This is a genomic window from Winogradskyella sp. SYSU M77433, from assembly GCF_029911945.1.
Classification (GTDB): Bacteria; Bacteroidota; Bacteroidia; order Flavobacteriales; family Flavobacteriaceae; genus Winogradskyella.
This window is the reverse complement of record NZ_JARYTG010000003.1, coordinates 245,192-257,953: the sequence shown is the minus strand read 5'-3', so window position 1 is coordinate 257,953 and position 12,762 is coordinate 245,192. Positions and strand designations below refer to the sequence as shown.

General features: G+C 32.6%; 13 protein-coding genes. 5 read left to right on the top strand and 8 right to left on the bottom strand.

Features of this window, described 5'->3' with window-relative positions; all coding sequences use genetic code 11:
• Positions 1–68 precede the first annotated feature (68 nt).
• From QGM60_RS07225 to QGM60_RS07205, 5 genes are all read left to right on the top strand, one after another.
• On the top strand, positions 69–1,094 hold the full coding sequence (locus QGM60_RS07225) for a ligase-associated DNA damage response exonuclease (RefSeq protein ID WP_281139570.1): 1,026 nt from the start codon (positions 69–71) through the stop codon (positions 1,092–1,094).
• On the top strand, positions 1,091–2,680 hold the full coding sequence (locus tag QGM60_RS07220) for an ATP-dependent DNA ligase (RefSeq protein ID WP_281139569.1): 1,590 nt from the start codon (positions 1,091–1,093) through the stop codon (positions 2,678–2,680). The genes QGM60_RS07225 and QGM60_RS07220 overlap by 4 nt, the downstream gene beginning before the upstream one ends.
• A complete protein-coding gene (locus QGM60_RS07215; RefSeq protein WP_348634892.1) occupies positions 2,608–5,130 on the top strand; it encodes a ligase-associated DNA damage response DEXH box helicase in 2,523 nt (840 codons plus the stop codon). Before QGM60_RS07220 ends, QGM60_RS07215 begins: the two co-directional genes overlap by 73 nt.
• On the top strand, positions 5,131–5,769 hold the full coding sequence (gene pdeM, locus QGM60_RS07210; protein ID WP_281139568.1) for a ligase-associated DNA damage response endonuclease PdeM: 639 nt from the start codon (positions 5,131–5,133) through the stop codon (positions 5,767–5,769).
• 137 nt (positions 5,770–5,906) lie between these two features.
• The gene (locus QGM60_RS07205; protein WP_281139567.1) at positions 5,907–6,320 is read left to right on the top strand and encodes a hypothetical protein; all 414 of its coding nucleotides are present in this window, start codon (positions 5,907–5,909) and stop codon (positions 6,318–6,320) included.
• Here the strand turns inward: QGM60_RS07205 and QGM60_RS07200 are convergent.
• From QGM60_RS07200 to tsaD, 8 genes are all read right to left on the bottom strand, one after another.
• Positions 6,307–7,488, bottom strand: coding sequence for a class I SAM-dependent methyltransferase (locus tag QGM60_RS07200; RefSeq protein WP_281139566.1), 1,182 nt, complete (start codon positions 7,486–7,488; stop codon positions 6,307–6,309). The two genes, QGM60_RS07205 and QGM60_RS07200, sit on opposite strands and share 14 nt — an antisense overlap.
• Positions 7,489–7,495: 7 nt before the next feature.
• The gene (locus tag QGM60_RS07195; RefSeq protein ID WP_281139565.1) at positions 7,496–8,584 is read right to left on the bottom strand and encodes an AI-2E family transporter; all 1,089 of its coding nucleotides are present in this window, start codon (positions 8,582–8,584) and stop codon (positions 7,496–7,498) included.
• Positions 8,585–8,645: 61 nt separating this feature from the next.
• Positions 8,646–9,152, bottom strand: a complete 507-nt coding sequence (locus QGM60_RS07190; protein ID WP_281139564.1) for a TrmH family RNA methyltransferase — start codon at positions 9,150–9,152, stop codon at positions 8,646–8,648.
• Positions 9,153–9,154: 2 nt separating this feature from the next.
• Positions 9,155–9,487, bottom strand: coding sequence for a hypothetical protein (locus QGM60_RS07185; RefSeq protein WP_281139563.1), 333 nt, complete (start codon positions 9,485–9,487; stop codon positions 9,155–9,157).
• Between the two features lie 15 nt (positions 9,488–9,502).
• A complete protein-coding gene (locus QGM60_RS07180) occupies positions 9,503–10,144 on the bottom strand; it encodes a DUF4159 domain-containing protein (RefSeq protein WP_281139562.1) in 642 nt (213 codons plus the stop codon).
• 3 nt (positions 10,145–10,147) lie between these two features.
• On the bottom strand, positions 10,148–10,852 hold the full coding sequence (locus QGM60_RS07175; protein WP_281139561.1) for a 16S rRNA (uracil(1498)-N(3))-methyltransferase: 705 nt from the start codon (positions 10,850–10,852) through the stop codon (positions 10,148–10,150).
• A 6-nt stretch (positions 10,853–10,858) separates the two neighbouring features.
• Positions 10,859–11,488, bottom strand: a complete 630-nt coding sequence (locus QGM60_RS07170; protein ID WP_281139560.1) for a peptidylprolyl isomerase — start codon at positions 11,486–11,488, stop codon at positions 10,859–10,861.
• Between the two features lie 97 nt (positions 11,489–11,585).
• Positions 11,586–12,608, bottom strand: coding sequence for a tRNA (adenosine(37)-N6)-threonylcarbamoyltransferase complex transferase subunit TsaD (gene tsaD / locus QGM60_RS07165; RefSeq protein WP_281139559.1), 1,023 nt, complete (start codon positions 12,606–12,608; stop codon positions 11,586–11,588).
• Between the last annotated feature and the right edge of the window lie 154 nt (positions 12,609–12,762).

The window sequence follows — 12,762 nt, the reverse complement described above, 5'->3', positions numbered from 1 at the left end:
AAACTTTAACTCTAATTTACTAATTACTATTAGCCATTTTTTATAGCTTGTAGCTTCTAATTGTTATTATGAATTTAGTAAAATTCACACAGAAAGGTATCTATTGTCCAAAAGGAAAATTTTATTTAGACCCTTGGCAACCGGTCAACTACGCTATAATTTCTCATGGACATGCAGATCATGCACGTTGGGGAATGAAGAACTATTTATGTACGTATGAATCTAAAGCCATTTTGAAACATCGTTTAGGCGGTGATATAAAAGTAGAAAGTCTGCCATACAACGAGTCTATAACTATCAATGGTGTTAAAGTAAGTTTTCATTCTGCAGGACATGTTATCGGTTCTGCTCAAATCCGATTAGAGTATCAAGGTTATGTCGTGGTGTTTTCTGGTGATTATAAAACACAGCCAGATTTTATTACCATACCATTTCAGCCAATAAAATGCAATACTTTTATAACGGAAAGCACTTTTGGATTGCCTATTTATAATTGGAAATCAGAAACACAGCTACGAGAAGAATTACACAGCTGGATATTGAATAATCAAGCCAATAATAGAACTTCAGTCTTGTTTGGATATTCTTTAGGTAAGGCTCAGCGTTTATTATCGCTTGTTGATGGAGTGGATGAGATATTTGTTCATAGGTCTATACATAATCTTAATGAAGCTATAAAAAGTTCAGGAATAGATTTGCCTGAAACTAAATTATGGTCAGCTGATTTAGACAAAAAAGTTTTGCAAAATAAGATAATCATTGCTCCTCCGGCTTTGTTGGGTTCTCGTATGTTAAAACGTGTACCTAGTGCAGCTACAGCAAGCTGTTCTGGTTGGATGCAAATACGAGGTAATAAGCGCTGGCAGTCTGTAGATGCAGGTTTCGCTATTAGTGATCATGCAGACTGGAACGGACTGATTTCTGCTGTTAAAGCTACCGAGGCAGAACAGGTTTATGTCACACATGGTTCTCAGGCTGTTTTTTCAAAATATTTAAACGAAATAGGAATTAAAGCCAATGAACTAAAGACTGAATATGGAGATGAAGCGCTAAATGATGCTGTTTTAGAATCTGAAAACTCTAATCCAGAATGAAACAGTTTTCTAATCTCATAAGTTCAATTGAAATCACAAACAAGACCAATGCAAAAATTGATGCATTGGTGGAGTATTTTAAGGTTGCACCAGATAAAGATAAGCTTTGGGTCATTGCGTTGTTCTCAGGAAAACGTCCTTCAAGACCAGTAAAAACATCCTTAATGAAACAGTGGTGCATGGAAATAACGGAATTGCCAGAATGGTTATTTCTTGAGAGTTATAGTACTGTTGGTGATTTGGGAGAGACTATTGCTTTGCTTTTACCAGAACCTACTCATAAGTTAAACTTATCATTATACGAATGGATGAAAGAGCTCAAAGCTTTAAAACCTAAATCTGAAGAAGAAAAGAAAGCTTTTGTTTTAGAGGCTTGGTCTGGTTTGAATCAACAAGAACGATTGATTTTTAATAAGTTAATCGGAGGAAGTTTTAGAATTGGAGTTTCAAAAAAAACATTGGTTAATGCTTTGGCGAAGCTCACTAATATAGAACCCAACCGGTTGATGCATAGTATTATTGGCCAATGGCAGGTGGAGGATATTTCATTTGAAGAGTTAATTCATGGTTCACATATAAATTATGATAATTCTAAACCTTACCCTTTCTGTCTTGCTTATGCTTTAGAAAAAGAGCCAAATGAATTAGGAAATCCAGAGGATTGGATTGTTGAACAAAAATGGGATGGTATTCGAGGGCAAATTGTGAATAGAAATAACGAAATTTTTATTTGGTCTCGAGGTGAAGAGTTGGTCACTAAACAATTTCCTGAATTGGTTGAGGCTTTTTCAAATTTTAAAGACGACTTTGTAATCGATGGAGAAATTTTGGCTACAAAGGATAACGATGTTTTATTATTTAATGATTTACAAAAGCGTTTGAATCGAAAAAACGTCACTAAGAAACTTTTAGAAGAAGTGCCTATTGGTTTTTATGCTTATGATATACTTGAATACAATGAAGAAGATATTCGAAGTGAAGCTTTCGTAAAAAGACGTCATATTTTAGAACAAATATTTCAGTTAGTTGCACTTCCGAATTCAGTGAAATTATCGTTTTTGGTGAAATTTTATAAATGGGAAGATTTACATGATATCAGAAACAATTCTAGACAAATCAACAGTGAAGGATTAATGCTAAAACAAAAAGCATCTCCATATCATACAGGAAGAAAAAAGGGAGATTGGTGGAAATGGAAGGTAGATCCACTAACTATTGATGCTGTTATGATTTATGCCCAAAAGGGTAGTGGTAGACGCAGTTCAAAATATACAGATTATACTTTTGCGGTTAAAAACGATGATGGTTTAGTTACTGTGGCAAAAGCCTATTCAGGATTGACAGATAAAGAAATTACCGAAATTTCTCGTTGGGTTAATAAAAATGCAATTGAAAAATTTGGACCAGTAAGAACTGTAAAACCAGAACTGGTTTTTGAAATTGCTTTTGAAGGTATCGCTTTAAGCAATCGACATAAATCTGGTGTCGCTTTACGTTTTCCAAGAATTTCTAGATGGAGAAAAGACAAGCCTGTAGAAGAGATAGATACTATAGAAACAGTAAAACAATTAATCACGGCATCTTGAGTAATTTTAAGGAAAGTACAGGTCTGCAAATTATAAACAAGTGGATGGTAGAACAAAGCCAAACACCATTTCCTTTCCAGTTAAAAACTTGGGAGCGCTATGCTAATGGTTATAGTGGTATGGTTGTAGCGCCTACTGGTTTTGGTAAAACGTTTTCCGTTTTTTTAGCTGTTGTAATAGATTACCTAAATCACCCTGAAAAATATGAAAAAGGCTTAAAATTATTATGGATAAGTCCATTGAGGTCTTTAGCTAAAGATTTAGCAAAAGCCATGACAAAGGCTGTTGAGGATATTGGTTTAGATTGGTCTGTTGAAGTTAGAAATGGAGATACTCCAACTAAAATTAGGCGACAACAAGAACGTTTAATGCCAGACGTATTACTTACCACTCCAGAAACCATGCATTTGCTTTTTTCTCAGAAAAAAAATTCAAGATGGTTCAAAAATGTAAAGTGTGTCGCTATTGATGAATGGCATGAATTGCTAGGAAACAAGCGAGGGGGTTTAACCGAGTTAGCGATTTCTCAATTAAGACAATATTCACCAAAACTCAAGATTTGGGGAATTACAGCAACCATAGGGAATTTAGAGGAAGCTAAAAACGTTCTGTTACCTTATTCTAATCTTAAAACAACACAAATTGTAGCTAAGCAAAAAAAGAAATTAGATGTTATTTCGGTATTACCGGATGAAATAGAAGTTTTGCCTTGGGCTGGACATTTAGGAGCCAAAATGGTAAATAAAATTCTACCAATTATAGAGACTAATACCACAACATTAATTTTTACCAATACTAGAGGACAAGCCGAATTATGGTACCAATTATTATTAAATGCTCAACCAGATTTAGCGGGTTTATTGGCTATACATCATGGATCGATTGATAAAAAATTACGAAACTGGATTGAAGATAGTATTTCTTCAGGATATCTAAAGGCAGTTGTTTGTACATCTTCACTAGATCTTGGTGTAGATTTTAAACCCGTTGATTGTGTTATTCAAATTGGTTCTGCAAAAGGTATCGCTAGATTTATACAGCGCGCAGGTCGTAGTGGTCATTCGCCTTACGAACGCTCAAAAATATACTTTGTACCAACACATTCTTTAGAACTGGTTGAAGTTTCTGCATTAAAAACAGCTATAAAAGAGCAACAAGTGGAAACTAGAGATCCCATGGTCTTAACTTTTGATGTTTTGGTTCAATTTATGGTAACGCTTGCCGTTGGTGAGGGATTTGATAAAGACTTACTATTTCAGAGAATTAAAGAGACACATGCGTTTCAATATTTGACAGAAGAGGAATGGCTTTGGTGCCTTCATTTTATAACTAAAGGAGGTAAAACCTTATCGTCTTACGAAGAGTTTCATAAAGTTATTCGAGAAGAAAACGGTAGGTATAAAGTAAAAAGTAGACGAATTAGCATGCTCCATCGGATGAATATAGGTGCCATTGTGAGTGAAGTTAATCTTAAAGTGAAATACTTTTCTGGTGGTTATGTTGGTATGATTGAGGAGTTTTTTGTTTCTAAGCTAAAACCAGGCGATAGCTTTGTCTTGGCTGGCCGAATTCTTGAATTGGTTACCATTAAGGATATGACGGTTTTGGTTAGAAAAAGTAAAGCGAAAAAGGCTGTGTCTCCAAGCTGGCTTGGTGGACGTTTACCGTTAACATCTAATTTGAGTCATTACTTGAGATTAAAGTTATCAGATGCACTTCAACCTGGAAGATTAGAGAAAGAATTACGATTTCTCAATCCCTTAGTCGCTAGACAGGAAAATCATTCGCACATACCTAAAAATGATGAATTTTTAGTAGAAATGATAGAAACTAAGGATGGATATCATTTGTTTATGTATCCATTTGAAGGTCGGTTGGTTCATGAGGTCTTTTCGGCTTTAATGGCTTATAGAATTAGCAAAATAAAACCAATGACTTTCACTATTGCTATGAATGATTATGGTTTTGAATTGCTGAGCGATCAGCCTATTCCTGTTTCAAAAGAAAATATAGAGATGCTTTTAAGCAAAGAAAATCTTATGGATGATGTTATAGCAAGTATCAATGCTTCAGAAATGGCATCACGAAAGTTTAGAGATATTGCTGTAATTGCAGGACTTGTGGTACAATCGCAACCTGGAACACGAAAAAAAAATAAGAGTTTACAGTCTTCTTCGGGTTTGATTTTTAGAGTTTTAGAAGATTACGAGCCAGATAATTTACTTTTAAAACAAGCCTATACAGAAGTATTCAATCAACAATTGGAAGAGGTTAGACTGCAAGCGGCTTTTGAGCGCATATCAAAAAGTAAAATAATTATAGAATTTGCTAAATCTTTTACACCTTTGAGCTTTCCTTTAAAAGTCGATAGTTTGAGAGGAACGATGAGTAATGAAAGTTTAGAAAAACGTATAGAGCGTATTAAAGCCCAAGCGTTGAAAATAGATTAAATGATTGTTTGTAAGGATATTTTAGTCAGGAATGAGACGCTAACGTTAACAACACAGCGAGCCATCTTTTGGAAACGTGAAAATGTACTTATACTATCTGATCTTCATATTGGTAAAACAGCTCACTTTAGAAAACATGGTATTCCAATTCCAGATGATATCTTAAAAAAAGATTTAGAAAGATTGGATGCGCTTCTGATGAAATTTAAGCCAGAGAAAATGATTGTTGTGGGTGATTTATTTCATGCTGAAGCTAATGTTGACTTAAAATCATTTAAAAGATGGTTGCTAAAACATCAAAATCTTGAAATCATTTTGGTAAAAGGAAACCATGATAGATTACCAGATGTTTTGATGGATGATTTCAGCATTAAATTTGTGAATGAATTAGAGTCTACACCATTTACTTTTTTGCACGACCCTTCTCATAAAAGAGATGAAACTATTAAAATATCCGGTCATCTGCACCCTGGAGTGCTAATTAAGGGTAAGGGCAAACAAAAGATAAAATTACCATCTTATATTGTTACAAATGAATTAATTATTCTACCTGCTTTTAGTCTTTTTACAGGTCTAAATACCCGCTTGAATTTTACCGAAAATGAATATTTCGCATTTTCAGACGCTCATTTTTATTGATTTCACTATAAAAAAAGTGCATTTCGTCGAAAAAATACTTCTTTTTATCGGTAGTTTAATTTTTGATTTATATGTTTGTCATCCCAAATTGAAATAAATAGGTTGTTGCAACTTATTTGTTATTAAACTTTTAACCAATGAAAAACCTACTTAGGCTAATGCCTTTTTTAGGGCTTACAGCTATGTTCCTTACCTGCACTTCTCCAATGGAAGATGAAGAGGTAATAGATTTCGAAGTTCAAAACTCTACATTAGTTCCTTGTGTAGATGATGACCCAATTACCAGAGTTGTTAATAACGGTACGGCTACGTTCGATTTGAATGTATTAGATAGTGACGGTGTAGTTTTGGTATCAATACCAAACATTCCACCAAGCTCTACCACATCATGGGCTAGTTTTCCGCAGGGAGAAGTTCTTTTTGAACTTGCAAGTCAGACTACATTGGTTAGTGATGACAAAGTGATAATACAGATGGATAACTGCATGGCTTTTGATATAGAAGTGAACAGTAGTAATCAAATCGTGTCTTATATACCTACGTCACTTTAGAACAGATAATTACAATTTTTGAGTTATTAAGATCGGTGGTGAAAAAAATATAGTTTTCACCACCATCTTTAATTTTGAATTTTTTTCGAATATCATTTACTGATATAGGGAAATTTCTGGTAGTGATATTAGCTTTCTTAATACCTTCTTTTAAGATTGCTTTTTTATTGAAATCTATACATTTTTCTATTTTGAAAGATCTACCAGGAAACTCAAATAAATCTACAGAGGTGTAAAGATGTGAGTGCTTATGTAGTTTTTTCAGCTTCAGTTTGTCACTAATTGAATTGAAAGCGCCCGATTTTAAGATTGCTGAATTAGGCTCATACAGATAATTTAGCGGTTTTGAATATTCAGCTATAGCAAAACTTTCTTCCTCAATTTTGAAGTCAAATACTTGATTTGATTCTTTTTGTAAATTGATGGTTTTTACAAGAATATCTTTGGTGTAATCTTTCTCTAAGATCCATAAAAGCTCTTTAACTTCATTATTTACTGCAACAACGTGTATCTCTTTAATGTAATCTAAAACATCAATAGTTGCAGAAAAATCCAATAAAGGTGATGTTTTTATCATCACATTTTTAGCATTTTGAAAAAATAAATTTTGAAGTTTCTCTACATCAGGTGTGCAATCACTTAATAGAAAAACTTTTTGTTTACTATTATCTCGTCTTGAAGGGTCTATATAAATCCAGTCAAATACTTTGTCAGTGTTTTCTAAAAAGTCTATTCCACTGTCTTTAATACATGAAATATTTGTAACTCCAAGTTGTTTATAGTTGTGTTTTGCAATAGAGGAAAGTTCTTCATTTATTTCACAATGCGTAAGCTCGTCAACTTTTTTAGAAAAGAAATAACAGTCAATTCCCAACCCTCCTGTAATATCAATAAGTGATTTTCCAAAAATTAAATTTGCTTTATAAGAAGCTGTAATTTCTGATGAAGTTTGCTCAATATTAAGCTTGTTAGGATAATAGATATTGTTAGTATTAAACCAAGTTGGTAGCTTTTTTTGAGAGCGCTTTTTAGCTTCAATTTGTTCTATAACAGCTTTAGGGTCAACATCATTAAAAGGAACACCTTTCAATAATAATTCAGAAATATTTGAATTTATATTTGAATTTATAAACTCTTGAATTTTAGTATTTAAGATGGTTTTATCCAAACTAAATTTATAAGTCTTTAGTAAGTCGTTTTACCACTCTATATTCACTGAAAAATTCTTTAGCAATCACTTTAATTGAGGTATAAAGTGGGATTGCAATTATTAATCCGGTCATTCCAAAAAGTAAACCGAAAATAATAATAATTAAGAAAATTTCTAATGGATGTGATTTTACACTCGTTGAAAATATAAATGGTTGACTGAAGAAATTATCGATTAGCTGGGCGATAATAAAACCAATCATTACATACATGGTTTTTGGTAAAATAACATTACTGAAATCTTGACCTAAATTACTACTAATAGTCAGTAAGATTATTAAGACAGCGCTTATTAGTGGCCCAACATAAGGGATAATATTTAACAGCGCACAAAGTGTAGCAATTACGATGGCATTTTCAATACCAAATATAAAAAGCGTAATAGAGTAGATGGTAAATAAAATCAAAATCTGAAGTAATAATCCACCAAAATATCTAGATAGTAAATCTCTAATTTTTGAAAATGTATTTTTTAGTCTTGTATCTTCTTTCTTAGGAAATAAGGTTAAAATAGCATTAGTAAAGAGTTTGCTATCTTTTAGAAAGAAAAAGAGAATAAATAAAACTGAAAAAAGACCAATACTAAAACTGCCAAATCCGGTTATAATTGAATTCAAAAAATTAGGAACAAAGCTAAAATTCATTTTGGAAAGAAATTGAGAGTCTTCAATCGTAGATTCTACGTCCTGTTCGTTCATACCAAAATGTTCTATCCAACTAACATAAATATCTTCTACACTGCTTTGAAGGTCGTCTACATCTAATAAGGACAAATTTTGTCCTTGCTCAATGACTAAAGGAATAAACATGCCAATTATTCCAGTAATTATTAGTAAAAAGAATACCATAGTAACAATGACAGCTACTGTGTTGTTAAATTTAAGTTTTCGTTCTAAAAAAATCACAACGGGTCTTCCTAATAACGATAAGACTCCAGCGATGGCCAAATAGACTATAACAGTCTGAATTTTATATAAAAAGATAAGAGTTAAAGCTATAACGACAATAACGCCTAAAGCTCTTAAAATGCCGTTTGCAATAGTTTTTGAGTTCATAAAACTTAAATATACCCAAAGATGCTAAAATATTTTGATAGTATAACGACGTAATAAAAAATTATGAGTTGAGCTGTTTGGTTAACTCATATAAGGTAATGCCTGTAGCCTGTACAACATTCATACTACTATTATTACCATACATGTTAATATGAAGTACAAAATCAGCATTGTTTAGAATTGTTTCTGAAACTCCAAAGTTTTCATCACCAAGAATTAGAGCAATAGGATGTTTAGAAGTCAATTTAAAATCGGTTAATTCAATACTGTTTTCTGTAATTTCTAATGCAATTAACTGATAGTCTTGTTTTTTTAGATGGTTTATAGCCTCTGAGATGTTATTTTCAATTCTATAAGACACATATTTTTCTGTAGAACGTGATGTTTTAGTCATGCGTTTACCTAGAGGAATATCATTACCACAAAAAACTATTTCTTCGATACCAAAAGCATCTGCAACTCTAAATAAACTACCAATATTTGGTGCGTTAGTAATATTATCGCAGACCAATGTTATTGGGTGTTTTTGTTTTTTAAAATTTGAATTATAGTGGGTGAGTTGACTCAAAATTATTTTACCATTGTTCGGTTAAAGCTACTAGATTTTTTCTTCATTTCTATCCAAAACCAAATAGGAACACTAAAGGTTATACTAGAAATAAAGCCTAAATCCCATAAAAGAATAGTTGCAATTGCAGCGGCTACGAAACCTATTAAAACTAAGGAGTAATTGTCCTCAGCATAAAGTCTATTGATGTGTTTCTTCGTGAAATTACCACAGTGTTTACATCTTTCATGGAATTCGTTTTTTCCTAACTCCATAAGTAATTCATGTCTATTTTTAGCTTTCGTTTTTAAAGTATTATCTTTTTTACAAGAGCTACAGCGGTAGGATAATTTCATATAAGTGAAGTATTATTAATTCTCAAAAGCATATTTAATAATATTAGCGCCCATTTTTAAGGCTTTTTCACGAACATCTTCCGGGTCGTTATGTACCTCTTCATCTTCCCAGCCATCACCTAAATCACTTTCAAAAGTAAAAAGTAAGACTAATCTGCTTTCCTGAAATATACCAAATGCCTGAGGTGCTTTACCATCATGCTCATGAATTTTGGGTAATCCATTTGGGAACTCAAATGCTGTGTTGAAAATTTCATGATTTTTTGGAATTTCAACCAATTCACTATTAGGAAACACCTTTTTTAGTTCTTTGGTTATATATGGCTCCATACCGTAATTATCATCAATATGAAGAAAACCTCCTGAGACTAAATAGTTTCTGAGGTTTATAGCATCGTCTTCATTAAAAAACACATTACCATGCCCTGTCATATGTAAAAAAGGAAACTGAAAAATATCGGTACTTCCTACTTCTACAGTTTGAACATTTTCATCTATAGAAGTATTGATATTCTTATTGCAATATTTTACCAAATTTGGCAAAGCAGTAGGATTACTGTACCAATCTCCACCACCATTATATTTTAAAACAGCGACTTCTTGTGAAAAAAGTAACAAAGCGAAAAGTGATAAAAAAGCAGAGAACAATAGTTTCATATGTTATTCATTTAAAAATGCCACGGAATGACAGGCAGCAATAGCAGCAGTTTCAGTTCGTAATCGTGTGTCTCCCAAAGTTACAGGAATGTAATTCTGCTGCAAAGCAATTTCAATTTCTTTAACGCTAAAGTCACCTTCCGGTCCAATTAATATGGTATAGTTGCCGTTTTCTTGTAATTGTGATTTTAGGGATTTTTTATCTGTTTCTTCACAATGCGCTATAAATTTTTGACCTTCAAGTTCATTTAAAATGAAATCTTGAAATGCAATAGCTTCATTAAGAATTGGCTTGTAACATTGCAATGACTGCTTCATTGCCGATTGAATAATCTTTTCGAATCGTTCTGTCTTTATAACTTTACGTTCGCTATGATCACAAATAATTGGTGTAATAGTTTCTATGCCTATTTCAGTTGCTTTTTCTAAAAACCACTCATAACGATCGTTCATTTTTGTGGGAGCAACAGCAAGATGTAGGCTGTAAGGTCGTTTTTCTTGAACTGATTTTGAGGTGATATTAACAATGCAGTTCTTCTGATCAGCAGTTGTTAACTCTCCTTCAAACAACCAACCTTTACCATTGGTAATATGAAGTTTATCTCCAATTCTTTTGCGGAGTACTTTTACAATATGTCGACTTTCTTCTTTATCGAAGCTAAAATTGGTTTCATTTTCTGAAATATCGGAATTGTAAAATAGTTGCATGAATTTTTAAATCTCTTCTGTAAATCTTAACACCGTAATTTCCTCAATAGGTTTTTTATCTGCCGTACGCATTACAAGATAAAACTTTTTATTTTCAACATCATCAACTTTAAATACATCATTTAGAGTATGAGTTTTTATGAAAGCTTCTTTGTCAAAAGCTTCCGATATTTCCCCTTGTTTTATCCAACCAGCATCACCGTCAGTTTTTGCAGTGTTACCAGAGGAATGGTGTTTTGCCAAATCACTAAATTTTTTGCCATTGTTGTATTCTGCTAGAATCTTATCACGTATAATTTTCGCAGATCTGTTTGATGATGTTTTGCCATCAATTAAGATAAAACTGAACTTATAATGGTCAACAATATCTTTGTTGATGACTTTATAGAAGGTTTTTTTTAGGCCAGTTTTAACAACTTTTTTCCCACCTTTAGAAAGTCTAAAAAGGTCATTTGCTAATTGAGTTTTGTGCTTTTCTTTATTGTAAGTGTACAATTTGCCATCTTCGGGCTTATGAGCTTTCAAAAAAGTTTTGGCGTCTTCTGAACTTGCAATTGAATCTAAATTTTTTTCAAGTGAATTTTGAGAAAAGCCATAAAGTGAAATAAATAGTAAAAGCGGTAAACAATATTTCATTTTAGTAGGACTTGTTACGTTAGGGTAACTACAAAAAAACTAAAATTTAAGAGAATTAAAAAATAAACTTTCTATATGAGATTTAAATATCAGATAATCAAATTTTTAATCGTGCAGTTGCCATTACATCAAAATCAGAAAAATCTTTCTTTAGGTATTTTAGGTAGCCAACTATAGCAATCATAGCAGCGTTATCTGTAGTATATTCAAATTTAGGGATGTAGGTTATCCAGCCAAACTTTTGTTCCCCATCTTTAAGTGCTTTTCTAATTCCAGAATTTGCAGACACTCCACCACCAATAGCAATATACTTTATTTCAGTTTGTTTTACGGCGAGTTTCAGTTTATCCATTAAAATTCCGATAATGGTATACTGAATTGAAGCACAGATATCATTGAGATTTTCTTCAATGAAATTTGGATTAGCTTTAACTTCACGTTGTACAAAGTAAAGAATAGCTGTTTTAAGACCAGAGAAACTAAAATTTAGTCCATCAACTTTTGGTTTGGTGAATTTGTAAGCTTTAGGATTTCCTAGTTGAGCTCTTCTATCTATTTCTGGACCTGCAGGATAACCAAGTCCTAATATTTTCCCACTTTTATCGTAAGCTTCTCCAACGGCATCATCTATAGTTTCACCAAGAACCTCCATATTAAAATAGTCATTCACTTTTACAATTTGTGTGTGACCACCAGAAATAGTCATGGCTAAAAACGGAAAAGGCGGTTTGTTGTGATCTTCTTCATCAATAAAATGAGCTAAAATATGAGCTTGCATATGATTCACATCTATCAAAGGAATATCCAAACCATACGCTAAGGACTTTGCAAAAGACGTACCTACTAAGAGTGATCCCATCAATCCTGGACCACGAGTAAAGGCAATTGCACTGAGTTGCTCTTTTTCAATATTGGCCTTTTTTAAAGCTTGATGTACGACAGGAACAATATTTTGCTGATGTGCTCTAGAGGCTAGTTCTGGTACAACTCCTCCATATTCTGAATGTATTTTTTGATCTGCTACAACATTGCTTAAAATACTATCGTTACATAATACAGCAGCCGAAGTATCATCACATGAGGACTCTATACCTAGAATATAAATATTTTCTTTTTCCATAGTCGATATTAGGCACAATAATTGTTAATTTTGACAGATATAGTCCATTACAACAATTACAACGTATTGTAAGAACAAAGGTAATGAAGATTTCAGACAATAAAACTTATAAATTCTATCAAAAAAGTACTTAAAATAATAGGTAAAATAGTAG

Excerpts from the sequence above, each read along its gene's own strand:
- QGM60_RS07215 (WP_348634892.1), top strand. The coding sequence starts at position 2,608 with ATGGAGAAAAGACAAGCCTGTAGAAGAGATAGATACTATAGAAACAGT.
- tsaD (WP_281139559.1), bottom strand. The coding sequence starts at position 12,608 with ATGGAAAAAGAAAATATTTATATTCTAGGTATAGAGTCCTCATGTGAT.
- QGM60_RS07185 (WP_281139563.1), bottom strand. The coding sequence starts at position 9,487 with ATGAAATTATCCTACCGCTGTAGCTCTTGTAAAAAAGATAATACTTTA.
- QGM60_RS07170 (WP_281139560.1), bottom strand. The coding sequence starts at position 11,488 with ATGAAATATTGTTTACCGCTTTTACTATTTATTTCACTTTATGGCTTT.
- QGM60_RS07225 (WP_281139570.1), top strand. The coding sequence starts at position 69 with ATGAATTTAGTAAAATTCACACAGAAAGGTATCTATTGTCCAAAAGGA.
- QGM60_RS07180 (WP_281139562.1), bottom strand. The coding sequence starts at position 10,144 with ATGAAACTATTGTTCTCTGCTTTTTTATCACTTTTCGCTTTGTTACTT.
- QGM60_RS07195 (WP_281139565.1), bottom strand. The coding sequence starts at position 8,584 with ATGAACTCAAAAACTATTGCAAACGGCATTTTAAGAGCTTTAGGCGTT.
- QGM60_RS07175 (WP_281139561.1), bottom strand. The coding sequence starts at position 10,852 with ATGCAACTATTTTACAATTCCGATATTTCAGAAAATGAAACCAATTTT.
- pdeM (WP_281139568.1), top strand. The coding sequence starts at position 5,131 with ATGATTGTTTGTAAGGATATTTTAGTCAGGAATGAGACGCTAACGTTA.
- QGM60_RS07205 (WP_281139567.1), top strand. The coding sequence starts at position 5,907 with ATGAAAAACCTACTTAGGCTAATGCCTTTTTTAGGGCTTACAGCTATG.
- QGM60_RS07220 (WP_281139569.1), top strand. The coding sequence starts at position 1,091 with ATGAAACAGTTTTCTAATCTCATAAGTTCAATTGAAATCACAAACAAG.